Source organism: Pseudomonas sp. JL23, assembly GCF_056933585.1.
On the sequence record NZ_CM167795.1, the window covers coordinates 6,261,515 to 6,286,156 of the forward strand.

The window sequence follows — 24,642 nt, forward strand, 5'->3', positions numbered from 1 at the left end:
CTTGGCGCCTCTGCCGCCACACGTTTTTTGACAAGCAGGATCCCATGACAACCTATACACCCATCTCCACCGGCAGCGGCGCCGAGCTGGCTGCCGCTTCTGCCGCACTGACAAGCCTCGATCAACAGAGCAATACCTTCGAAGATCAACTCAAATCATTGCCCCAGGCCGACACAGCGCTGCTGGATGCGATGGCAAGCGCCGACACCGTTGCAGTCGAACGCCATCTCGCCGCGCTGCTGCAGCAGTTGGACGACTATTGGCAAAGCCGTCACACCCCGCTGGCAATCAGCCTGGAGCAGGCACTGCGCGACGAAATGACGCTCAAGGTCCACGAAGGCGATCTCGACGCCCGCTACCGCGTTTGCCTGCCTGCGATCGCCGAACCGCAACCCGATGAGCCGGTGTCGGTGTTTTCCTTATATGTGCAGTTCAACGACGACAACGACGCCGAAATCAGCGGCGCGCTGGTCATGTGCCACGGCCTGGGCTCAACCTTGCTGTGGCTGCCCGGTGTCGGCCTGCTGGGCTTTGCCAGCCGCAGAGCCATGAGCGAAACCATCGCCTCCTGGCTGAATGACAGCAACCTGCGCAGCACTGTGCTGAGAAACGCCGAGCAGCACTTTCAAGACATCTTCCAGGCCATCGATACCGACCCGGAGCTGTTCCTGCCCGACTTCCAGGCGGCCGATGTGCAGTTGCAGGCAATCATGGGCAACCCGTTCAATTACAGCCTTGACCGTCAGCGATATAAGCAACGTGAGGACGTGCGTCACGCCTGCACAACTGGCAAAAAGGCGACGCTCGTCAATCAGGCCATCGCCATGCGCGGCCTGCTCGGCCCCATCGCCGTGCTGGAGCTGCGCGAACTGGCCAGTATCGAAGCCAGGCAGCGTAAGCAGCTACCACACTGGTTCAGACACGCCAACAGCGCCGATCAACAGACCTGCCAGCAGCGCCTGCAGGACTACGACCAGACCCGCACCTTGCTGCTCAGTGCCATGGACGGCGCGACCTCGCCGCAGCAGTTCGCCGATATCCGCCTGCGTGCCAGCCTGGCCAACGACCTGGGTTACGACTTGGCCCCTCAGGACCTCATTGTCAGCACCCAACGTACCCTGCCCCTGAGCGGCGAAAGCTACACCGTCAGCCATTCGCTCGTGCAACTGGCGCTGTACGGCCTGCACCCGCAGGATCGCAGCGAGGGTTCGGTATTCCTGACCCAGACCCATCTCAGCGTGGACGATGCCCCCGTCGCTGCAGACTATCCGCTGCTTACCCCCACCTACATCGCCCGCCTGATCGACGAGCTGAATCTGCGCGTGACGTTCGGTGAGTTCCAGCGCCGCATCTACGCCCTCAAATACAAACAGCAACTGATTCGCGAACTGATCCGCAAGCAACTCGGCGCGCTGGCCTATACCGCCTGGATGCAGGGCCATATCTCGCAAGAGGAGCTGGGCATCGTCGAAAGTATTTCCGGCCAGAACAGCGACCCGGCTGTGAAGCTGCAACTGCTCAGGCTCAATGGCCAGGACATCCCGAGCAAACTGCTGGTACTGCGCAAGGACGACGCTCAGGGTCGCGCCGAGCGCCTGGTGCTGTTTGCCGCCGACGCGCCGCAGGCACAGCTGTTCAAGGGTTTCTCCAACGAAACACAACTGCTGCACGAATTGGTGAGCTGGAGCGCGCTTGCGCCGATGAGCGACTACCTGGTCCAACAGGTCGAAGCATCCGGCCAACCGCGCTTGCAGGCCCAGCTCGCAGCGTTGCGCCTGAAGCCCTACCCGCCGGAAAACTTCATGCAACTGCTGACGGCAGGGGACTACAGCCAGGGTTTGAGTGCACTGGTCTCGGAACAACTGCGCGTCGCCATGGCCGAACAGACCCGATACACACCGGACTGGCTCATCCAGGCCAGCGCCGAGCAACTTCAGGAGCTGCTCGCCCTTGAGCAGGCTGCCAGGGCCGCCGAAGAGCACTACGCCGGCAAATCCCACAGTCAGGTGCCAGAATTCGAAGCCTACGTGCATCAACGCGCCAGCCAGAAGATCAACCAATTGCTGGGGCTGACCGACGGTCAGGTCGATCCGGATCAGATCATCATCATCTCCGAGCGCGAAACCCTCAGCTACACCCAGATGCTGCGCAACGGTTATGACGACAGCCTCGGCCTGCTCAGCGCCGGCGCCGACACCCTGGCCACTTTCAAGGGCCCGGAAGGCGTGGACCTGAGCCCGCTGACGCCGCAGAAAGTAGCCCGGTCGGTTCATGGCAAATGGCTCGCCGACGATTACATCGCGCAGATCCGCAGCAACCTGCTGGACCCAGAATCAGTCGGCTACGAGTATCGCCGCCAGACCAGCCTGCTGATCAATCAGTTGCACATGCAGGCCGCCGCCCTGCGCAGCCTGCTCAAAGGCCATATCGACGCACCGCAGTATCAATGGCTGCGGGCATCCCTGGACAGACTGCACCTGAATGACAAGCAAACCCGCGAAGACTTCCCGTTGTTCCCGCTGCAACTGCACATCGACAAGCCCTTTATCGGCTCGGGTCTGGAGGGGATCGACCAATTGGTAGTTCCCGCACCGGTACTGATTCACATCGAGACCGTGCAAGGCTGCTTCGTGGTGCTGCCGACCCGGATCCGCCAGGCCGCATTGCTGTACACGCCCCAGGCACCCGACGGCGTCGAGTTCCGCCTGTTTGCCGACTTCGTTACGTCGCTGCAACAGTCCGGCATGGTTGATTACTACAAGGACCGTTGCCGACTGGCGGCGCGCAGGACACTGTCGTTTTTCCTCAATGACATGAAAAAAGGCGGGGCCAACAAGCCGCCGTTCATTCCTCGGGAATGGTTCGGCAACCTTCAGGAGATCTGCTACAACCGTCCGCTGGAGCGCAAAATCCGCGACGTCGAAGACACCACCACCGGTCGTCACGACATGTTGAGCGCATTGGTCTGGACCAGCGTCGAGCTGATTGCCACGGCCATGACGCTGCCCTTCCCGCCCGCCAGTTTTGCCGTGGGCGCCCTGCTGGCCTTCCATGACAGCCTGCGTGCTGTCACAGCCCTGACCAATGGCAATCACGAGGCGGCCAGCGCCTACATCCTCACCTCACTGTTCAACAGCCTCGGCGCCATTGGCGACCTGCACTCCGGCGTCAAAGGTTTCGGTGCCTTGTTGCACAAACTCAAGCCGAGCCACGGTCGCGTAAAGACACTGCAATCGATCAGGCAACCTGTGCAAATCGGCAGGAAGATCGACCTCTATCCAGTGATACTGGCCGAAGAAAGCTTCTGGCTGGGCAAGCCGGTCGCCGAAGGTTACGCACCGTTGTTCCGCAGCCTGTCCGATGGCTCACAGGAACTGCACGCCACAGGCCAATTCGCACGTCGCGATGCCAACGGTATGTGGCGTCCGCTGGGTCACGAAACGAACCCGCCACAACCGGTCCCCGTCAAGGTTTCCCTGAGCGCCGGCTGGCCGGCCCAGCCCCCGCATGCCAAGGGCGTGCGCATCGTCGACAACAAGCCCTGCATCGACCTCAACGGGCAGGTCTACCAGGTGCAATACGATGCCCGCTTGCGCACCTGGAACATCATCGACCCGGCCAATCCGTACGCTTTTTATGGCAAGAAACCGGTGCATCTTGACGCCCAAGGCAAGTGGCAACTCAGCAGGCCCCTGCGCTTGCGCGGCGGCATGGACAGATATAGTCAGCTGCCACTGGAGCGAATCCCGTCACAGGAAACTGCAATTACGCGACTGAACGATTACCAGCTTCCCGAAGAGATGCATCGCCATGCCAATAACATTGTGATCAGCAAATACGATAATGATCCCGTGGTGGGAGATTACTTCGCCGTCGTTTATGCCGACATACGTAACAAATACTCTGCAATGCGCGACAAGCTTTATAACGACGCCAAGGCTTACTTCGCCGCCCCTGCAGCGGTCAGGCGGCCAGCCTTACCGGATCTGGCAGCAGAGACTGATTTCGAAGGACTTATTCAAGAGTGCTTCAAACAAACCCACGGCCTGGTCATCAGCGAAGCGCCCAAGTCCATCGCGAGCAAGCGCCTGCTGATCGAGAACATGGCGGCCTTGGCCAAACATGACGTCAAGATCCTGTATATCGAGCATCTGTTCACCGACCAGCACCTGAAGAAGCTCGCCAAATACCGGAAGATCTCCAGTAGCAGCCGGGCAGGCTCCCATGAGATCAAGCAGCACTTTAACTTGCTCAATGACGGTGCACTGGACAACGCCTCGCGCGACTTCGACTACTACCACTTGGTCAAGGCCGCACACCGCAACGGCATCGAGGTCCGCCCCTCCAGTTCCAACGTCAGCTACCCCCACAACAGTCATCCGGTGCCTGGTGCCGCTGGCGACGATGCTGCCGGGCAAAAAATGAGCAACTTCTTTGGCCACCAACTGATCTCCGGGGATATCCAGGCCCAACCGGACCGTCGTTGGATCGCCTTGCTCGATCAGAAACTGGCCAACACCCACAGAGGCGTGCCGGGCATCAGCGAACTCGAAGGCGCGATCAGTCTGCGCGTGCACGGCAAGCCCGGCTCGGGCAAGCCGGTGATCCGTCCCGACATAGATGGAGCGCAGGTGGACGACGTGACCATTCGCAGTGATTTCAGCCTTGAGATGACCGGCCCGGCTCCCCGGCGCGCTTCGCCTGATAGCGTCACGTCCTTCGGCCCTGGCAGCAAAATAGACGATGCCCTGCACCAGTACCTGACCGATCAACCCGTTATCGCCATCGACAACCCCTATCCCGGCGATCAGGGCTTCAGATGGAGTGATGCCGACGGCTGGCAGCGTGTCGATCCCCGGCACTGGAAAACCGATAACGCGCCGACACCATTGCAACTGTCGATGATCGATGCGGACTACGAGATACCCGCCCTGCATGGCGAGACCCTGCACGATCTGGCGAACTTTCAAAAGCGTGGGCTGGACCAGGACTACCGCCAGGCCAATGATCAACAGGAACTGGTCCAGGACCTGTTCTTTGCCCGACGCACGGCGCTGCATAGGGATGCCCAGCAGATTGTCATCCGCGAATTGCCGCCGCGTCCGATACTACCCGAGGTACAACCCGACACACGTCCGGCGGACTTCCTCGGCAGCCTGTATTTGCACACCGATGGCGTGGTCATAGGCGAATCACACAGCTCGATCGCCAGCAAAAAACTGCTGATCGACAACCTGCCCGCGCTCTCGCAGCAGAACGTCAAAACCCTGTATCTGGAACATCTGCTGAGCGATCTGCATCAGGCCGACCTGGACCGCTTTGCCGATACCGGCCATATGAGCAAGCGCCTATTGCATGACCTGAAGGTATTGGACCGCGGCCACCGCACGGATCCCACCCAGGTCTATACCTTCGAAAGACTGGTGATCAAGGCGCGAGAGCACGGCATGGAAATCTGCGCCATCGACTGTGCCGCCAGTTATTACCTCAAGGGGCTGCGCGATCCGGCCCCCACCTCCCGGCAACAAATGCTGAGCTACTTTGCCGCCCGCAAAATCACCAGGCATCAAGAGGTCACCGGGCAGCACAAGTGGATTGCCCTGGTCGGCAACACCCATACCAATCTCTACAAGAAGCTGGTACCGGGCATTGCCGAATTGCAGGGCGGTATCGGTGTGCGAGTGCTCGACGTCAAGCCGGGGGCTGGCAATACGGTGATGGCTGATACTGGCGAATTGCTCAGGGATGCGCTCAGCATGGAACAGCACTTTGTCAGGGGCGACTTCAGGATCACCCTGGAAACCGTGCAGACCCAAGCTGCAAGCCCCAAAACGAGTCCAGTCGAACAGCGCCTGTCCCGACCGGGAATGTTTCTGATCGAGCAAGGCGCTGACGGGCAGCACCAAGTCGTGCATCGCTCACGGGACCTGGCGATTTATCGCACCCATGTACAGACCGATGCCCAAGGCCGGGTGTCGCTGCCAAGAAGCCGCTGGGCGACTATCAATGGCCGGACGTTCGCCGACCTTGACGACCTGATTACAAGCCTCAGGCAGGCTGGGCTGAGCCACATCCGTTAAAGCGCTCAGCTCAAGCCAGAGGAACCTTTGGCAGGCGCTGCTCCAGCAACTGGTGCAGCGCACTGTCAACCGGCCAATTACGCATGAAACGCGCACGGTCCTTGGCGAAGGCCGTCGCAAAGGATGCCTGGGAGCGGTGCTGGCACATGGCATCAAGGTCGATCATCGACCAGCGCCCGCCATGCCAGAACAGGTTGTGGCCCTTGAAGTCGCCGTGGCTAATGCGCTCGCGCAGCAATTGCGCGAACAGCGTGTCCAGTGCCTGCAACTCGCTTTCCGGCACCGCGCCCGACTCAACATAAGGGGCGAAGCGCTCGATGATGTCCGGGCCCGACAGGTATTCGGTGACCAGATAAGCCTTGCGCCGCAGGCCCATAAAACGCTGCTCCTGCAAGGCCAGCGGCCTGGGCGTGGCGATGCCGAGAAAGGCCAGGCGATTGCCTTCGCGCCAGGAATGCCAGGCCCGGCTAGGGCGCCAGAAACGTTTGAGCCAATGGGCGAAATTCTTGATGTTGTAGCGTTTGATCACCAACGCCCGACCCGTCACTTCGACCCGCGCGACACTGGCGGCGCCGCCGGTCTTGTACAGATGACCCTGATCGAGCAGACCGTCAGCCTGAGCCAGCACCGGCAGCATTGCCGCTTCTTCTTCGCGACGAATCGCCCGCAGTTCGAAGGCCGTGTCCTTGACGCTGAACAGGCTGCAATCGCGGGTGCTTTTGTCGAGAAAATCCTTGAGGCGCCAGTCACGCACCTTGTCGATCTGCTTCTGCAGGGCTTCCAGCGGCAGCGCGTGCTCGCCGTTGCTCAGCAGGTAATACACCAACAGCTCTTCGGTGAACGGCTCAAGGGCGCGGGGCAACTGGGCGAAGAACACACCGAGGTTTTCCAGCACCTTCTGCCGCGACAACGGCTGCCCGGCCTGCTCGGCCATGACCCCGCCGCCATCGATGAGGTAGAGCTGGCCATTGGCGCGCATCAAGTTGTCCAGGTGCAGATCGGCCTGCCACAGGCCTTTAGCATGCAACTGGCCGATGGCTGCCAGCGCCTCACTGAGCACTGCGCTTTGCTCGTCGGCCAGCGCCGGCAGGTTCTCGACAGCGGCCCAGGCATCGCCCAGGCCCTGGGCATTTTCCAGCAGTTCGAACAACAGCCAACCGCCCTCTCCATCCTGCAAGCCATCGGCCAGCAGCAAAGGCGTAGTCATGCCCTGTTCGGCCAGCAATCGCGCACCATCGCGCTCGCGCTGAAAATGCCGCGCGGCCTTGCTACCGACCAGCAACTTGGCCAACACCGGCCGCCCACGCCAGACACCCGCGCCGACATAACGCTGGCCCGGCAACACCCGCAACAGCGTCAACAATTGCAGCTCGGCAGGCCCGGCGGCATCAGCCAGGGCCAGGCTGATGGGCAATGCCGGGGTGCGCCCGGCCGACTTGAGTTCAGACAAACGCATCAGCGGGGTCTCTTATCAAACAATCGATACTTGTTGGAGCGCGGCTTGCCCGCGAAGAGGCCAGTACACCCAATACATTTCCATGCTCAGAACCATTGCTTTCGCGGGCAAGCCTCGCTCCAACGGCCATTGCGCTGTCAGGCACTGTGCTGCTCACGGCGCTTATGGCTGCCGCGCCGGCCCAGACGCTGGAACCAGGTATCGGCCTCTGGGCTGTTGCTGTCGCCATGCAGATACACCGCAAGCAACTCGCGAACGTCCGCCTCCTGCCACATCGGCGCACGGCGCAGCAGCGGCTCCAGGTCCTTGATGCGGTCACGCTGACCGAACAGGATCGGCCGAGTCTTCTCCAGATCGATCAGTTGCGCACGGTAAGCATTGCCCACCGCCTGCAGGAAAATATGCTTGGGATAAAAACAACCGTGGATCTGCCCGGCGCCGTGCAGCGTGCGCGCCAGTTGCCCGCAGGCCTGCAGAATTGCCCGGCGTGCAGGCAGCGGCTGCTCGGCCCAGCCCTGCAACAGGGTATCGAGATCGGTCCAGCCGTCCAGGGCGCGGGTCATCAGGATCGCCCGACGCTCGCCCTTAATCTTCTGCTCGCCAAAGAACACCGCCTGCAATGCCGGGATGCCGAGCTTCTGGTAGCGGCTGATATTGCGGAATTCCCGGGAGAACGACGGCTCGCCAAACGGGTGGTGCAAGGTGTGGGTCAGGTAGTTGCTCTGACGCTTGAGGTAAAAGCCGCTGCCCTCCAGCTCCAGACGAAACACGCTGCTCCAGCCGCCGCGCCCGGTGTTGGGCTCATCAACCGCATCGAGCTGGACATCCCACAGCGACTGAAAATCAGCCAGGCCATGGCGGGCAAGCAAGGGCTGGTCGGTGCCTGCAATGAAGTGGCTCATTTGGCCCTCGCTAACTGAAGGAATGAGGTCTTCTGGCTGTTCATCACAACGCATCCCCATAGCGCAGCTTGCGCTGATACAGCTTCTCGGCCTTGACCTCCAGCCACTTCAGCAGCTTCGCCTCTTCAGCCAGGATCTGCCGCAGCGGTTGCTGGAAGTAACCCTTGAGAAAGCGCAGTTTGTCGCGTTTGGTCAGGCCGATGTCCAGCGCCGAGAAATACAGCGCGGCCAGGTCCTTGTTGCGCCAGCGCGGGGTAATCACCCGGCGGGTCTGGGCGCGGTGCAGATCGATCACCGAGAGCTTGAAGTCTTCGGGGGTCACCGGCTTGTCTGTATGCAGCAAAAAGTGGCAGATATAGCAGTCGCGGTGGTTGACCCCGGCGCGGTGCATCATGCCGACCAGGCGCGCCACTTCGGCAATGTACGCCCACTTCATGCGCGGCTCGGGCGGCTGGTTGCGCCAGTTGATGCTGACATCTTCCAGGCTTTCAGTCGGCGCCAGCTCTTCGGTGACGATAAACGAATGCTGCTCGGCCGGATTGTTGCCGCGCTCGCCATAGGCCACGGCGGTCATGGTCGGTACGCCGACTTCATGCAGGCGCTCGACGGCGTCCCACTCCTTGCCCGCGCCCAGTACCGGCAGCTTGGCGGTGATCAGGTTCTTGGCGATTTCGCCCCAGCCGATGCCGCGATGGATCTTGACGAAATAACCGCGCCCGTCGACCTCGGTACGCAGGGTGCGCCGACCATCGAGTTCGCGATAGACCTTGCCGTCCAGGGCCTCGACGGCTTCGAACGCATCGCGCTCGCGCCACAGGCTCTTGAACGGTTCAGCAAGGATCAGTTTCATCCGTAGTGCTCCGCCAGAATCACATCCGCAGCGTGCTGCGGCATGCTGTAAAGGTCTGCCGTCTCGGCATAGGCCAGACCATTGCGCCCCCAGGTCACGCGCGCGGCGTTGTCTTGGAGCATGCGGCTCAAGTAGTCATTGAGCTGGTGTTGCTCGAACGGCTCATCCAGCACCAGGCCGCTACTGGCCTCGGCAATGTAATGGGCGTAGCCACATACGGCGCTGACCAGCACAGGGAGCCCTGCCACCAGGGCTTCAAGCAGCACGGTCCCGGTGTTTTCGTTGTAGGCCGGGTGGATCAGCACGTCGGCCCCCAACAGGAAGCGCGGAATATCGCTGCGCCCCTTCATGAAGGTGACGTGGTCGCCCAGGCCCAATGTGGCACTTTGCAATTGGAATACTTTGGGGTCGTCCTGACCGATTACAAACAGTCGCGTGCGCTTTTTCAGTTCCGCAGGCAAGGCGGCCAGGGCCTTGAGGCTGCGATCCACACCCTTGGTCTTGAAGCCCGAACCGATCTGTACCAATAACAGGTCATCGTCGGCCAGACCGAACTCCTTGCGGAATTCGGCGCGGATCTGCGGCGCATCGCTCGGCGCGCGGCGGTCCTGGGCGATGCCCGGCGGAAGCAGATGGAAGCGTTGCAGTGGCGTCGCGTAATGCTTGATGAACAGCGGTTGCTGCACCTCGGAGATCATCAACACCTGGGTTTTCTCGTCCTTGCCGAACACCGAACGCTCGTATTCGGCGAAGTGGCGGTAGCGGCCCCAGTGGCGATACAGCGAGTGGCGCAGGTTCTGTGCCTTGTCTTCAAAACAGCCGTCGGCGGCGTAGTACACGTCCAGGCCCGGCATCTTGTTGAAGCCGACCAGCCGGTCCACGGGGCGCTTGGCCAGATCGGCGTTCATCCAGTCGGTGAGCTTTTCATTGCGCCGATGGTTGAACAGCGCCTTGACCGGTGCCACCAGCACCTCGAAACCGGGCGGCACATCGCCTTCCCAGATCAGGGTATAGACGCGGATCTGATGCCCGCGCTGCTGACACTCCAGGGCAATACGCATGAAGTCACGCTGCAAGCCACCGAAGGGGAAATATTTGTACAGCACAAAAGCCAGTTGCATCAGCCTGCTTCCTTTGCCAGCAACAGCGCGCCCAGTTGGCTCGCTACCCGCTCGGGATTCAAACGAGTGAAGCACACCGGCCACTCGCGTTTTAGGTCCAGCCGCGCCTGATCATCAGGCGTCGGTTGGTAAGTGCATTTCTTCTGCATACACGGCGCGCAGGCCGGGTAATCGCCGGCCAGATGCACCTGGGACTTGCCGTAGGCGCCGCTCAGGCCCGGGTTGGTCGGACCGTACAGCGACAGGGTCGGTACGTCGAACGCCGCAGCCAAGTGACCCAGGCCGGTGTCCACCGCCACACAGGCCTGGGCCTGGGCCAGCACTTTGGCGACGCCTGCCAGATTCAGTTTCGGCAGCACCTGCGCCTGCTCCAGCCCCTCGGCAATCCGCTCGGCGCGCTCGCGTTCGACGACATTACCCCATGGCAGGCGCACCTGCAGGCCCTGGGCGATCAGGCGCTCGGCCAGTTGCCGCCAATACAGCTCCGGCCAGTGTTTGGTGGCCCAGGTGGTGCCGTGCAGGAACAGCACGAAGGGAGCAGCATCTGCCGCATCAACCAATCGGCTGCGCTGCAAACCGTAATCGCCGGTGGTCTGTGGCACTTCATAGCCCAGCGCCTGGGCGAACAGTTGGCGCACCCGCTCCACCGCATGCTGACCGCGCGGCACGGCATAACTTTGCTTATAAAAGCGGCTGGCCAGGGGTTCCCGGGCCGAGTCACGGTCCAGGCCCACCACCGGCGAGCGGCTGTAACGGGTCAGCCAGGCGCTTTTCAGCAGGCCCTGGGCGTCGATCACCAGGTCATAGGGGGTATCGCGCAAACGTTGCTTGAAGCGTTTCCACTCACCGCTGCGCCAGGTCTGCCAGATACTTTTGCGCCAGCGGCGAATCGCCACTGGAATGATTGCATTGACCGCCGGGTGCCAGCTGGGGATCTCGGCAAAGCCTTCCTCCACCACCCAGTCGAACTCGATACCCGGCACGGCGCGTGCGGCATCGGTCAGAGCGGGCAAGGTGTGGATCACATCGCCCAGGGACGAGGTCTTGATCAGCAGGACCCGCAAGTCAGACAACCTCCACGGGCTGACCGCCTACACGCTGCAAGGCCTCGAGCACCGGAGCGGGCTCCAGTTGGCGCATGCAGTTGTAGTGGCCGAAGCGACAGGTGCGCTCGAAACAAGGGCTGCATTCCAGGCCCAGGCGGACGATCTCCACCTGATCAGCCAGCGGCGGCGTAAAGCCCGGCGACGTCGAGCCATAGACCGCCACCAGCGGCCGGTTCAGCGCGGCGGCGACGTGCATCAGCCCGGAATCGTTGGAGACCACGGCATCGGCGCACGACATCAGGTCGATCGCTTCGGCCAGAGAAGTATCGCCACTGAGGTTGCTGGCTTCTTCGCGCAGGCCGGGAATCAGCCGCTCGCGGATGCTTTCGCCTACGGGGAAATCTTTCTTCGAACCAAACAGCCAGACCTGCCAGCCTTGGCGAATGCGCATTTCGGCGACTTCGGCGTAGTACTCGGCGGGCCAGCGCTTGGACTCGCCAAACTCGGCGCCGGGGCACAGCGCCAGTACCGGGCGATCCAGGCTCAGGCCGAACTTGGCCAGCGCAGCGTCGCGGCTCGACGGGTCGATACGCAGGCTCGGGCGCGGATAGGGCGTCGGCAAATCAGCGCCGCGATCAAAGGCCAGGGCCATGAAACGCTCGATCATCAGCGGATAGCGGGCTTTATCGAGGGTACGCACATCGTTAAGCAGGCCGTAGCGGAACTCACCACGCCAGCCGGTGCGCTTGGCAATACCGGCAAAGAACGGCACCAGTGCCGACTTCAAGGAATTGGGCAGCAGGATGGCCTGGTCATACTGGCCCTTGAGCGAACGGCCGATACGGCGGCGAGTTGCCAGCTCCAGTGCGCCATGGCCGAGCGGAAAGCTCAAGGCGGCGCGCACTTCGGGCATGCGCTCAAGGATAGGTCGGCTCCACTCCGGGGCCAGCACATCGATTTCGCACTCGGGATGACGCTGCTTCAGGCACTGGAACAAGGTTTGCGCCATCACCATGTCACCGACCCAGCTGGGTCCAATGATCAAAATTCTCATGCTTTATCCAAAAACGACCAGAAACGATCAGGGAGGCTCAAGCCTCCCTTTTATGCACATGGCTCTTATCAATCACAACCATCTGAATTGGAATGATATCTGTGGGACCGGCTTCAGCCGGGAAAGGGCCAGGACATCCGCCGCATTTTCCTGATCAGAAAAATGCCTTCCCGGCTAAAGCCGGTCCCACAGGAATGAAGGCAAGGTCAGCTCAACCCCATCCCCGCCCAGATCCGCATCACCTCACGCCGCTCGACCTCGAACTGGTCACCGCGCACGGTGCCGGCCTCTTTCTGCAGGGCCTGGCGGTGGGCGGCGGAGCGGTAGGCTTTATAGGCCTCGCGCAGCAGGCTGGCATCGGCTTCGGCCATCAAACCAAGCTGCTCCAGCGTCTCCAGAATGCGAATGTTATCGGTGTAACGCAGCAGTGCCGGGTGTTCCCTGGACCACGCCAGAGCCGCGTATTGCACCATAAATTCGATATCGACGATACCACCGGCATCCTGCTTGAGATCAAAGGCCGCAGTGGCCAGGAAGGCGTTGGCCCCGGTCCCGGCTGTCGTGCCCTTGGTGCCGAGGTTGTCGCGCATCTTGGCGCGCATCTCGCTGACTTCCTGAAGCAGCTTGGCCAGATCCCGCTCGCGGCCGAGGATCTGCGCGCGAATGTCTTCAAAGGCCGCCCGCACATCCGGGCTGCCGACCAAGACCCGCGCCCGCACCAGTGCCTGATGCTCCCAGGTCCAGGCTTCGTTTTCCTGATAGCGGGAAAATGCGCCCAAGGAACTTACCAACAAGCCCGATGCGCCGGACGGACGCAGACGCATATCGACGTCATACAGTTGCCCGGAGTTGGTCTGGGTGGTGAGCATATGAATGATGCGCTGGCCCAGACGGGTAAAGAACTGCGCGCCATCGATGGGCTTGGCGCCATCGGTCTCGGCCTGGGCATCGCCGTCGTGGATGAAGACCAGATCCAGGTCCGAGCCATGCCCCAGTTCGATGCCGCCCAGCTTGCCGTAACCAACAATCACGAAACTGGGGTCGCACAAGCTGCCATCAGGCCGCGCCGGGGTGCCGTGGCGAGCGACCGAGTGATTCCAGGCCAGGGCCAGCACCTGCTCCAGAATCGCCTCGGCCAGCCAGGTCAGGTAGTCGCTGACTTTCATTAAAGGCAGGCTGCCGGTGATTTCCGACGCAGCAACGCGCAGGCCGTGGGCCAGCTTGAAGTGGCGCAGGGCTTCCATCTGCTGTTCGAGGTCGTCTTCCGGGATCCGGGTCAGACGCTCGCGCAACTCCGCCGCCAGTTCAAGGGCCTGGGGCGGGCTGAACAGACGGCTTTCATTGAGCAGTTCGTCGAGCAGCAGCGGGAAGCGGGCGATCTGTTCGGCAATCCATGGGCTGGCGGCGCATAGCGTCAGCAGGCGGCGCAGGGCATTGGGGTTTTCCGTGAGCAGCACCAGATAAGCCGAACGCCGCGCTACGGCCTCGACCAGGGGCAGCACCCGTTCAAGCACAAGGTCCGGATTATCGTGCTCCACCGCTTGGGCCAGCAGGCGCGGAATAAAGGCATCCAGGCGCTCTCGCCCCAAGCGCTGCATGGCGCGCAATTGCGGGCTGTGGCGCAGATCGGTGAGGCGCTTGAGGGCCTTGGCCGCGTCGACAAAGCCACCCTCGGTCAACTGCCGACAGGCGCTTTCTTCATCCTGGGACTCTTCCCACAGCGGCAACCACTCACCGCCGATGATCTCCGCTTCATCTTGCGCAGCATCTTCGCCATCCGGGTCGGCGATGACCTGGCGGAAGTGCCAGTCGACCCGGCCACGCCAGTACATGAGTTTTTCGTGGAAGCTGGCCCAGTCCGGGAAACCCAACATAAAGGCAATGCGCGCCTGATCCCGGTCGCCGTCGGGCAGCATCTGGGTCTGGCGGTCGGCAATCGCCTGAATGGCGTGTTCGGTATAGCGCAGGAATTCGTAGCCTTCGCGCAGTTCGTCAGTGACCGCGCCGGGCAGATAACCCTGGCCTTCGAGGGTCTTGAGCACCTTGAGCAAGGGGCGTTGTTGCAGGCTCAGGTCGCGGCCACCGTGAATCAGCTGGAAGGCCTGGGCGATGAACTCGACCTCGCGAATGCCGCCGGAACCCAGCTTGATATTGTCGGCCATGCCCTTGCGCCGTACTTCCTGTTGAATCAGCTGCTTCATGGTGCGCAGCGCTTCGATGGCGGAAAAGTCCAGGTAGCGCCGATAGACGAAGGGCCGCAGCATTTCCAGCAACTGCGCCCCGGCAACCTGATCACCGCCCACTACACGCGCCTTGATCATCGCGTAGCGTTCCCAGTCGCGGCCCTGATCCTGATAGTACTGTTCCAAGGCATTGAAGCTCAGCACCAATGCCCCCGCCGAGCCATAAGGGCGCAGGCGCATATCGACGCGGAACACGAAACCGTCGACCGTGACCGGATCCAGGGCCTTGATCAGGCGCTGGCCCAAGCGGATGAAGAATTCCTGGTTATCCAGTGGCCGCTTTACGCCAACGGTCTCGCCGCCTTCGGGATAACCGAAGATCAAGTCAATATCCGACGAAAGGTTCAGTTCCACTGCACCGAGCTTGCCCATGCCTAGAATGACCATCTGTTGTGGCTCGCCACTGCGCCGCCCGGTGGGCACGCCGAACTGTTGGCAATGGCGCTCGTACAGCCATTGATAAGCCAGATCGATAGAGGCATCGGCCATGGCCGACAGTTCGCGACAGGTCTGCACCAAATCAACCTGACGCGTCAGATCGCGCCAGATAATCCTCACTTGCTGGCGCGTGCGCTGGCGACGTAGATTACGCCCCAGCTCATCTTCGGTAGCGGCGGCCGTGGTCGCCTTGGCAATCTGCGCGCGCATCTCGCCGTCGGCGAAAGAGCGCTCCAGCTCGCCGGATTCAGCCAGTTCGATAAGCATGCGCGGATCACGAATGCACTGCTCGGCAACGAAGTCACTGGCCGCGCAGACCCGCTCCCAGGCGGCGCGACGTGAAGCGGGCCAGGCGTCGAAAAGCGCGAGGCTGTCATCTTCGAGCGCTACAAGAGCGGTACGTAGCGATTGTTGAACGCGGGACGCGACGGGCAGCAGAATGGCTGGAATATCAGCCAGCGAAGGTAGGCTCATGGTCTATCCTTGATGGGCGTGCAAAAGGGCTGTCTGCTGCAATGGCAAGTTTCACGCTTCGTGACGGACTGTCGAACAAAAGTCAGAAATTGCTGAAAAACCGAATTTGGCAGCACCCAGTATTGATTTTTTATTAATTGCGAACCATTTCAACCAACGGTAACGTTTTTTTTCACAAGCGGACAGGAGCTTTTTCAGCGTTTCTCTGTAGTTTTACTACTGACCACAGTTTTCGAAAGGCTGAAATGGTCGACGATTTGTAGTAAAACTACACGACGCCGGTACAACCTCCGGTCATCCAAGAATTTATGTCGTCTGCCCACAAGGCCAGTCGCAAACTCAGGCAACCGATTCTGGAAGCCTTTCCGCCCTGGAGCAAGCCATGCAAGACCTCGATCCCGTCGAAACCCAGGAATGGCTGGACGCCCTGGAATCGGTTCTCGACAAAGAAGGCGAAGACCGTGCTCACTACCTGATGACCCGTATGGGTGAGCTCGCCACCAGAAGTGGCTCGCAACTCCCTTACGCCATCACCACGCCGTACCGCAATACGATTCCTGTCACCCACGAAGCACGCATGCCTGGCGACCTGTTCATGGAACGCCGCATTCGCTCGCTGGTGCGCTGGAACGCATTGGCCATGGTCGTCAAGACCAACCTGAACGACCCGGATCTGGGCGGCCACATCTCCAGCTTTGCCTCCAGTGCCACGCTGTATGACATCGGCTTCAACTACTTCTTCCAGGCCCCGACCGACGAACACGGCGGCGACCTGATCTACTTCCAGGGTCACGCATCGCCGGGCGTCTACGCCCGTGCGTTCATGGAAGGCCGCATCACCGAAGAGCAGATGAACAACTTCCGTCAGGAAGTCGACGGCAACGGCCTGTCGTCTTACCCACACCCGTGGCTGATGAAAGATTTCTGGCAGTTCCCGACCGTTTCCATGGGTCTGGGCCCGATCCAGGCGATCTACCAGGCGCGCTTCATGAAGTACCTGGAACATCGCGGCTACATTCCGGAAGGCAAGCAGAAAGTGTGGTGCTTCCTGGGTGACGGCGAAACCGACGAACCGGAATCCCTGGGCGCCATCGCCCTGGCCGGTCGTGAAAAACTCGACAACCTGATCTTCGTCATCAACTGCAACCTGCAGCGTCTCGACGGCCCGGTTCGCGGCAACGGCAAGATCATCCAGGAACTCGAAGGCGTGTTCCGTGGTGCCCAGTGGAACGTCACTAAAGTGGTCTGGGGCCGTCATTGGGACTCCCTGCTGGCCAAAGACGTCGACGGCATCCTGCAACGTCGCATGGACGAAGTGATCGACGGCGAGTACCAGAACTACAAAGCCAAAGACGGCGCGTTCGTACGTGAACACTTCTTCAACTCGCCTGAACTCAAGGCGATGGTTGCCGATCTGTCCGACGACGAGATCTGGAAGCTCAACCGCGGTGGCCACGACCCGTACAAAATGTACGCGGCCTACCACCAGGCCGTTAACCACAAGGGTCAACCGACTGTTGTCCTGGCCAAGACCATCAAGGGTTATGGCACCGGCGCCGGTGAAGCGAAGAACACCGCACACAACACCAAGAAAGTCGACGTCGACAGCCTGCGCAGCTTCCGTGACCGTTTCGACATTCCGGTGTCCGAAGCCGACCTGGAAAAACTGCCGTTCTTCAAACCGGAAGAAGGCAGCGCCGAAGCCCGCTACCTGAGCGAGCGTCGTGCCGCCCTGGGTGGTTTCGTGCCACAGCGTCGGGCTTCCAGCTTCAGCCTGCCGACCCCGCCACTGGAAACCCTCAAGGCCATCCTTGACGGCACTGGCGATCGCGAAATCTCCACCACCATGGCCTTCGTGCGGATCCTCTCGCAACTGGTCAAGGACAAGGAAGTCGGTCAGCGCATCGTTCCGATCATCCCGGACGAAGCCCGTACCTTCGGTATGGAAGGCATGTTCCGCCAACTGGGCATCTACTCCTCCGTCGGCCAGCTCTACGAGCCAGTCGATAAAGAGCAAGTGATGTTCTACCGCGAGGACAAGAAGGGCCAGATCCTCGAAGAAGGCATCAACGAAGCGGGCGCCATGTCCTCCTTCATCGCTGCTGGCACTTCGTACAGCAGCCACAACCAGCCGATGATCCCGTTTTACATCTTCTATTCGATGTTCGGGTTCCAGCGTATCGGTGACCTGGCCTGGGCCGCTGGCGACAGCCGCACCCGTGGCTTCCTGGTCGGCGGTACTGCCGGTCGCACCACGCTCAACGGCGAAGGCCTGCAACACGAAGACGGTCACAGCCACCTGCTGGCCTCGACCATCCCGAACTGCCGCACCTACGATCCAACCTACGGCTATGAGCTGGCGGTGATCATCCAGGACGGCATGAAGAAGATGTTCGAAGAGCAACAGGACGTTTTCTACTACCTGACCGTGATGAACGAGTCCTACGTACAACCTGCCATGCCGGCCGGTGTCGAGGCCGCCATCGTCAAGGGTATGTACCTGCTCGAAGAAGACACCAAGGAAGCGGCGCACCACGTTCAGTTGCTGGGCTCGGGCACCATCCTGCGTGAAGTTCGCGAAGCGGCGAAGATCCTGCGTGAGCAATTCAACGTTGGCGCTGACGTCTGGAGCGTTACCAGCTTCAACGAACTGCGTCGCGACGGTCTGGCGGTAGAGCGCAACAACCGCCTGCACCCTGGCCAGAAGCCAGCGCTGAGCTACGTTGAAGAGTGCCTCAACGGCCGTAAAGGTCCGGTGATTGCATCGACCGACTACATGAAACTGTTCGCTGACCAGATCCGTCAGTGGGTTCCGACCAAGGAATACAAAGTCCTGGGCACTGACGGTTTCGGCCGCAGCGACAGCCGCAAGAAACTGCGTCACTTCTTCGAAGTGGACCGCAACTTCGTCGTGCTGGCCGCCCTCGAAGCCTTGGCCGACCGTGGCGACATCGAACCTAAAGTAGTGGCGGAAGCCATCACCAAGTTCGGCATCGACCCGGAAAAACGCAACCCACTGGACTGCTAAGAGTCTGGTCAACATCGCATAACGCGCGGCCACAAGGGCGCAAGACAGCCGAACGATGCGGAATTTCCCCAGGTTTTTACGGGGTCATGAGCATCCCAAGCTGTCTTGTTGCAACTACCCTCAGGCAGTGCAGCCGAGAATGAACAGGTTCTCCGAAGGAGAGACATTGTGAGTGAACTGATTCGTGTACCCGACATCGGCAACGGTGAAGGTGAAGTCATTGAGTTGATGGTCAAGGTCGGTGATCGCATCGAAGCTGACCAGAGCGTCCTGACGCTTGAATCGGACAAGGCCAGCATGGAAATTCCTGCGCCCAAGTCCGGTGTCATCAAGGCCATGAAGGTCAAGCTGGGCGATCGCCTGAAAGAAGGCGACGAGCTGTTCGAACTGGAAGTGGAAGGCGAAGCCGCCGCTGCTCCAGCCGCTGCTGCCGCCCCGGCTCCTGCTGCCGCCGCACCTGCTGCTGCTCCGGCTCCGGCCGCTGCGCCTGCTCCGGCTGCCGCACCTGCTGCTGCCACCGTGCAGGACATCCATGTGCCGGATATCGGCTCGTCCGGCAAGGCCAAGATCATCGAATTGATGGTCAAGGTCGGCGACAGCATCGAAGCCGATCAATCCCTGATCACCCTGGAATCCGACAAAGCCTCCATGGAGATTCCGTCTCCAGCGGCGGGCGTGGTCGAGAGCATCAGCGTCAAGCTCGAAGACGAAGTCGGCACTGGCGACCTGATCCTGCAACTGAAAGTCGCGGGCGCAGCGCCAGCAGCAGCTCCGGCTGCGGCCGCACCGGCACCGGCTGCCGCCCCTGCCGCAAAAGCTGAAGCGCCAGCTGCTCCGGCACCTGTTGCAGCACCTGCTGCACCGGCCAAAGACGGCGCCAAGGTCCATGCGGGCCCGGCGGTACGTCAACTGGCTCGCGAATTCGGCGTTGAGCTGAGCGCAGTCACGGCCACCGGCCCACACGGTCGTGTGCTCAAGGAAGACGTGCAGGTTTACGTCAAGGCCATGATGCACAAGGCCAAGGAAGCTCCAGCCGCTGGCGGCGCCAGCGGCGGCATGGGCATCCAGCCTATTCCGGAAGTCGACTTCAGCCGTTTCGGCGAAATCGAAGAAGTGCCGATGACTCGCCTGATGCAACTGGGCGCTACCGGTCTGCATCGCAGCTGGCTGAACATTCCGCACGTCACGCAATTCGACCAGGCCGACATCACCGACCTGGAAGCCTTCCGCGTCGCGCAGAAAGTCGTTGCCGAAAAAGCCGGCGTCAAGCTGACCATCCTGCCACTGTTGCTGAAATCCTGCGCCTTCCTGCTCAAGGAACTGCCGGACTTCAACGCCTCCCTGGCACCGAGCGGCAAAGCGGTCATCCGCAAGAAATACGTCAACATCGGCTTCGCCGTCGACACCCCGGACGGTCTGCTGGTCCCGGTGATCAAGGACGTCGACAAGAAAAGCCTGCTGGAACTGGCCGCCGAAGCCGCTGTACTGGCCGAGAAAGCCCGTACCAAGAAACTGTCGGCCAATGAAATGCAGGGCGCCTGCTTCACCATTTCCAGTCTCGGCCACATTGGCGGCACCGGCTTCACGCCGATCGTCAACGCGCCGGAAGTGGCGATCCTGGGTGTTTCCAAGGCCACCATGCAGCCAGTCTGGGACGGTAAAGCCTTCCAGCCGAAGCTGATGCTGCCGCTGTCGCTGTCCTACGATCACCGCGTCATCAACGGCGCCGCCGCCGCACGCTTCACCAAGCGTCTGAGCGACCTGCTGGCTGATATCCGTACGATCCTGTTGTAAGCGCAATACCTGTGGCTGCCCGTGTGGCAGCCCTTTGTGGGACCGGCTTCAGCCGGGAAGAGGCCAGCAAGATCGATACATCTGCATTGCCCTTGAAGCTGCCTTCCCGGATCAATCCGGTCCCACAGGATTTGCGCCGACTACGGATGCGCCTCACTGTTTCACCGAGCTGCCACGCTCGAACCTCAACCCCGCCGTCTGGCGGGGCTTTTTTTTGCCTCGAATATTACCGCGACAAATCGCCGCCATCGCCCATAGAGGCCTTATGACATCAGCGTTCCGATCAAATGCGCTCTAGATCCGGCGCAAATGGCCGACACATTTATAGCACTGAGCCATTGCGCCGACTTGTCAGCCCGCTCCGCATGATGCAACCTTGCCACACGCGACCTCGAAACGGGCTTACGCCCTCGCGCGACCAGAATTCCGAAAGCGAGTTTCTTCATGAAAAGCCAACCCGATGCAGCCGGAAGAACGGCTGCCGAGGTAGTGACGCAACTGCCGGTGCCCTCGCGCCTCGGCATGCTGCGTTTCGAACGGCTGAATGAAGCCAATTGGGCCTTGCTGTACCTGGACCCCAACTGCGAAAAGCAGTTCGGCATGCCTGCCGTCGAGCTTTGCGCTCTGGTCGGCTCGCCCTACGCGAGCCTCATGGAACCCGAAGCTCGCTACGCCCAGCACGACGCCGTGCAGCTGCAACTGGCCACCGCCCCTTATTACCTGGTCCGCTACACCCTGCATACCGGCAGAGGCCCGCTGGGTATCCTGGAAATCGGCGAAGGCTACAAACAGCACAACCGCGAGCTGCTGCGCGGCTATCTGATCGTCGTCGATGAATTGTTCGATGCCAATGCCGCACTCGCCGCTCCAGACCTGGAAACCCAGAACAACCGTCTACAGATCGCCCTGGAACTCAATCAGCGCGCGCAACAGGAACAGCTCGAGCACCTGGAGCGCGTACGCGCCCAGCAGGGCCTGATCCTGCGTCTGGCACGTCATCGCTACAGCACTGATGATCCTGTGCAGGAAGCCGCGCGACTGATCACCAAGAGCGCCTGCCAGATCTACAACATTGCCGGCGCCAGGGTCTGGAACCTCAACGGTCAGATGCTGGAGCCGATTGCCGGTTTCAGCCTCGCCAGCGGCGAATACCATGTCGCCGAGCCCATTGATGTCAGCCACTACCCTTCGTATCTGGAAGCGCTGCACAACAGCCGCGCCATCGACGCCAACGATTTCGAGCACGACCCGCGCACCCGGGAAATCGCCCACGGCCTGACGCCCAGCGACACCAGCGCCATTCTCGACGCCAGCATTCGTATCGACGGCCAGGTGGTCGGCGTACTCTGCCTGGAGCAGAAAGGCCTGCCGCGCCCATGGCATTCGGATGAAATCGCCTTTGCCGGTGAGCTGGCCGACCACTTCGCCCAGGTCATCAACAACCGCAACCGGCGCAGCGCAACCAGCGCCCTGCACCTGTTCCAGCGTGCGGTCGAGCAAAGCGCCAACGCCTTTTTGCTGGTCAACTGCGATGGCGTGGTCGAGTACGTCAACCCAAGCTTTACCGCGATCACCCAGTACAGCACTGACGAAGTCCACGGCCACAAGCTCTCCGAGCTGCCGGCCCTGGAAAACCTCAGTGAGCTGCTGCTCGACGCCAACTCCAGCCTGAGCACCAGCAATAGCTGGCAAGGCGAGTTCAAGAGCCGCCGCAAGAACCTGGAACCCTACTGGGGCCAGCTGTCGATTTCCAAGGTCTATGGCGATAATCGCGAGCTGACCCACTACATCGGCATCTATGAAGACATCACCCAGAGCAAGCTGGCGCAACAGCGCATCGAGCGCCTGGCCTACACCGATAACCTGACCAACCTGGGCAACCGTCCGGCGTTCATCCGCAATCTCGACGAGCGTTTCGCCCGGGATACGGATACGCCCATGAGCCTGTTGCTGGTCGACATCGACAACTTCAAGCGCATCAACGACAGCCTCGGCCATCAGACCGGCGACAAACTGCTGATCAGCCTGGCCCGGCGCCTGCGCAACAGCCTCAGTTCCACCGACGTACTGGCGCGCTTTGCCAGCAACGAATTCGCCGTATTGCTCGATCACACTGGCCCCGAAGCCGGGCAGCGCATCGCCAGCCAGGTGCTGATGACCCTCGACAAGCCCATGTTCGTCGACAACCAGCTGATCAGCGTCACCGGCTCCGTGGGCCTGGCCTGCGCGCCGCTGCATGGCCGCGATCCGCAGACCCTGATGCGCAACGCAGGCCTGGCCCTGCACAAGGCCAAGGCCAACGGCAAGCATCAGGTCCAGGTCTTCACCGAAGCCCTCAACGCCGAAGCCAGCTACAAGCTGTTCGTCGAGAACAACCTGCGCCGCGCCCTGACCCAAAACGAACTGGAAGTCTTCTATCAGCCCAAGCTGTGCCTGCTCACCGGCCGCCTGCTGGGCATGGAAGCGTTGCTGCGCTGGAACCATCCGGAAAAGGGCATGATCCGTCCGGACCAATTCATCAGCGTGGCCGAAGAGACCGGTCTGATCATCCCGATCGGCAAATGGGTCGCGCGCGAATCCTGCCGCATGAGCAAGGCCCTGACTGCCGCCGGTTTCGGCAACCTGCAGGTGGCGATCAACGTGTCCCCGAAACAGTTCTCCGACCCGGAACTGGTGGCCTCGATTGCCGCCATCCTCAAGGAAGAAAAACTCGACCCGTCGCTGCTCGAGCTTGAGCTCACCGAAGGCCTGCTGCTCGAAGCCACCGAAGACACCCGCCAGCAACTCGATTCGCTGAAGAAGCTCGGCCTGTCTCTGGCCATGGACGACTTCGGTACCGGCTACTCGTCGTTCAGCTACCTGAAGAAATTCCCCATCGACGTGATCAAGATCGACCGCAGCTTCATCCGCGATATTCCGGATGATCAGGACGACATGGAAATCACCTCGGCGGTTATCGCCATGGCCCACAACCTCAAGCTCAAGGTTGTTGCCGAAGGCATCGAAACCGCAGCCCAACTGGCCTTCCTGCGCCGCCATCGCTGCGATGTCGGCCAGGGCTACCTGTTCGACCGGCCAATCCCCGGCGAAGAGCTGATCGAGAAACTGCGCCGCTATCCACGCGGGCCGTCGGACTGACCGCTTTCCCGTATCCGGATATTTCGGGCAAACTACCCCTCTCTCTTCAGCCTCGTTGGAGCGAGGCTTGCCCGCGAACGCGGTTACCCATGCCATGAAGATGTGGTGAATGTACCGGCCTCTTCGCGGGCAAGCCTCGCTCCCACAAGGCCTGACTCCCATCCAGAGGAATCCTTCATGGCCCTGCGTTCGGAAATTCTTGTGAACAAAAACGTCCTGCCCACCAAAGAACAAGCCCTGCCGGGCCGCGAAACCCCGATGTCCTTGCCGGAAACCCATTTCGTCAATGGCAACCCGCTATTGGGCCCGTTCTCTGCCAACGTCGATTTCGCCATCTTCGGCCTCGGCTGCTTCTGGGGTGCGGAACGGCGCTTCTGGCAGAAAGAAGGCGTGGTCAGCACCGTGGTCGGCTATGCCGGTGGCTTCACGCCGAACCCGACCTACGACGAAGTCTGCTCGGGCCTGACCGGCCATAGCGAAGTGGTATTGGTGGTCTACGAGCCGGAAGTCATCAGCTACAACGAACTGCTGGCGATGTTTTGGGAACTGCACAACCCGACCCAAGGCATGCGCCAGGGCAATGACATCGGCACCCAGTACCGCTCGGTAATCTACTGCACCACCCCGGAACAACTCGACGCCGCCCAGGCCAGCGCCGCGGTGTACCAGGCCGAACTGAGCAAAGCCGGGCTCGGCGAGATCACCACCGAAATCGACCAAGCCCCGACCGTCTTCTTTGCCGAGGCCTACCACCAGCAATACCTGGCCAAGAACCCTCAGGGTTATTGCGGTATTGGCGGAACGGGCGTGTGCATGCCGCCGAGCCTGGCGGGGAACTGAGCCGCATTTATGAGCTGATTTTTCAGGACTGGCTTCAGCCGGGAAGACGTCCACACATACGCCAAAGATCAGCGGTGTAACAAATGCCCCCTTCCCGGCTAAAGCCGGTCCCATAGGGCACTGACACACTCCGACAATCAATAACAACGCCTGATCTGCTGCATCGCTTCTATTGTTC

12 protein-coding genes are annotated in these 24,642 nt (G+C 61.1%); 5 read left to right on the forward strand and 7 right to left on the reverse strand.

The window, feature by feature from the left end:
• The first annotated feature begins 44 nt into the window (after positions 1-44).
• Positions 45-6,080, forward strand: coding sequence for a dermonecrotic toxin domain-containing protein (locus AC1Z24_RS28795; RefSeq protein ID WP_483743687.1), 6,036 nt, complete (start codon positions 45-47; stop codon positions 6,078-6,080).
• A gap of 10 nt (positions 6,081-6,090) precedes the next feature.
• Here the strand turns inward: AC1Z24_RS28795 and AC1Z24_RS28800 are convergent, their stop codons facing one another.
• The 7 genes from AC1Z24_RS28800 to glnE form a co-directional block, all read right to left on the reverse strand.
• On the reverse strand, positions 6,091-7,536 hold the full coding sequence (locus tag AC1Z24_RS28800; RefSeq protein ID WP_483743688.1) for a lipopolysaccharide kinase InaA family protein: 1,446 nt from the start codon (positions 7,534-7,536) through the stop codon (positions 6,091-6,093).
• Between the two features lie 137 nt (positions 7,537-7,673).
• Positions 7,674-8,438 carry a lipopolysaccharide kinase InaA family protein gene (locus tag AC1Z24_RS28805; RefSeq protein ID WP_483743689.1) on the reverse strand — a complete coding sequence of 255 codons (765 nt, stop codon included), beginning with the start codon at positions 8,436-8,438 and terminating at the stop codon, positions 7,674-7,676.
• A gap of 43 nt (positions 8,439-8,481) precedes the next feature.
• A complete protein-coding gene (gene rfaP / locus AC1Z24_RS28810) occupies positions 8,482-9,288 on the reverse strand; it encodes a lipopolysaccharide core heptose(I) kinase RfaP (protein ID WP_483743690.1) in 807 nt (268 codons plus the stop codon).
• Positions 9,285-10,409: a glycosyltransferase family 4 protein gene (locus tag AC1Z24_RS28815; protein WP_483743691.1), complete on the reverse strand. Its 1,125-nt coding sequence runs from the start codon at positions 10,407-10,409 to the stop codon at positions 9,285-9,287. Before AC1Z24_RS28815 ends, rfaP begins: the two co-directional genes overlap by 4 nt.
• The gene (gene waaC, locus AC1Z24_RS28820; protein ID WP_483743692.1) at positions 10,409-11,473 is read right to left on the reverse strand and encodes a lipopolysaccharide heptosyltransferase I; all 1,065 of its coding nucleotides are present in this window, start codon (positions 11,471-11,473) and stop codon (positions 10,409-10,411) included. The genes AC1Z24_RS28815 and waaC overlap by 1 nt, the downstream gene beginning before the upstream one ends.
• Before the next feature lies 1 nt (position 11,474).
• Entirely contained in the window at positions 11,475-12,509 is a 1,035-nt protein-coding gene (gene waaF, locus AC1Z24_RS28825; protein WP_483743693.1) for a lipopolysaccharide heptosyltransferase II, read from the reverse strand.
• A 206-nt stretch (positions 12,510-12,715) separates the two neighbouring features.
• Complete coding sequence (gene glnE, locus AC1Z24_RS28830; RefSeq protein WP_483743694.1) at positions 12,716-15,664, reverse strand: bifunctional [glutamate--ammonia ligase]-adenylyl-L-tyrosine phosphorylase/[glutamate--ammonia-ligase] adenylyltransferase; 2,949 nt, start codon at positions 15,662-15,664, stop codon at positions 12,716-12,718.
• Positions 15,665-16,046: 382 nt separating this feature from the next.
• Between glnE and aceE the strand changes: the two genes are divergently transcribed.
• From aceE to msrA, 4 genes are all read left to right on the forward strand, one after another.
• Complete coding sequence (gene aceE / locus AC1Z24_RS28835; RefSeq protein WP_483743695.1) at positions 16,047-18,692, forward strand: pyruvate dehydrogenase (acetyl-transferring), homodimeric type; 2,646 nt, start codon at positions 16,047-16,049, stop codon at positions 18,690-18,692.
• Between the two features lie 168 nt (positions 18,693-18,860).
• A complete protein-coding gene (gene aceF / locus AC1Z24_RS28840) occupies positions 18,861-20,486 on the forward strand; it encodes a dihydrolipoyllysine-residue acetyltransferase (protein ID WP_483743696.1) in 1,626 nt (541 codons plus the stop codon).
• Between the two features lie 444 nt (positions 20,487-20,930).
• Positions 20,931-23,624, forward strand: a complete 2,694-nt coding sequence (locus tag AC1Z24_RS28845) for a sensor domain-containing phosphodiesterase (RefSeq protein ID WP_483743697.1) — start codon at positions 20,931-20,933, stop codon at positions 23,622-23,624.
• A gap of 177 nt (positions 23,625-23,801) precedes the next feature.
• On the forward strand, positions 23,802-24,464 hold the full coding sequence (gene msrA / locus AC1Z24_RS28850) for a peptide-methionine (S)-S-oxide reductase MsrA (protein ID WP_483743698.1): 663 nt from the start codon (positions 23,802-23,804) through the stop codon (positions 24,462-24,464).
• The last annotated feature ends 178 nt before the right edge of the window (positions 24,465-24,642 follow it).

Bases quoted from the DNA above. Each gene is read 5' to 3' on its own strand.
- AC1Z24_RS28815 (WP_483743691.1), bottom strand. From the start codon at position 10,409: ATGCAACTGGCTTTTGTGCTGTACAAATATTTCCCCTTCGGTGGCTTG.
- AC1Z24_RS28845 (WP_483743697.1), top strand. From the start codon at position 20,931: ATGAAAAGCCAACCCGATGCAGCCGGAAGAACGGCTGCCGAGGTAGTG.
- msrA (WP_483743698.1), top strand. From the start codon at position 23,802: ATGGCCCTGCGTTCGGAAATTCTTGTGAACAAAAACGTCCTGCCCACC.
- AC1Z24_RS28795 (WP_483743687.1), top strand. From the start codon at position 45: ATGACAACCTATACACCCATCTCCACCGGCAGCGGCGCCGAGCTGGCT.
- AC1Z24_RS28800 (WP_483743688.1), bottom strand. From the start codon at position 7,536: ATGCGTTTGTCTGAACTCAAGTCGGCCGGGCGCACCCCGGCATTGCCC.
- aceE (WP_483743695.1), top strand. From the start codon at position 16,047: ATGCAAGACCTCGATCCCGTCGAAACCCAGGAATGGCTGGACGCCCTG.
- rfaP (WP_483743690.1), bottom strand. From the start codon at position 9,288: ATGAAACTGATCCTTGCTGAACCGTTCAAGAGCCTGTGGCGCGAGCGC.
- glnE (WP_483743694.1), bottom strand. From the start codon at position 15,664: ATGAGCCTACCTTCGCTGGCTGATATTCCAGCCATTCTGCTGCCCGTC.
- AC1Z24_RS28805 (WP_483743689.1), bottom strand. From the start codon at position 8,438: ATGAGCCACTTCATTGCAGGCACCGACCAGCCCTTGCTTGCCCGCCAT.
- waaF (WP_483743693.1), bottom strand. From the start codon at position 12,509: ATGAGAATTTTGATCATTGGACCCAGCTGGGTCGGTGACATGGTGATG.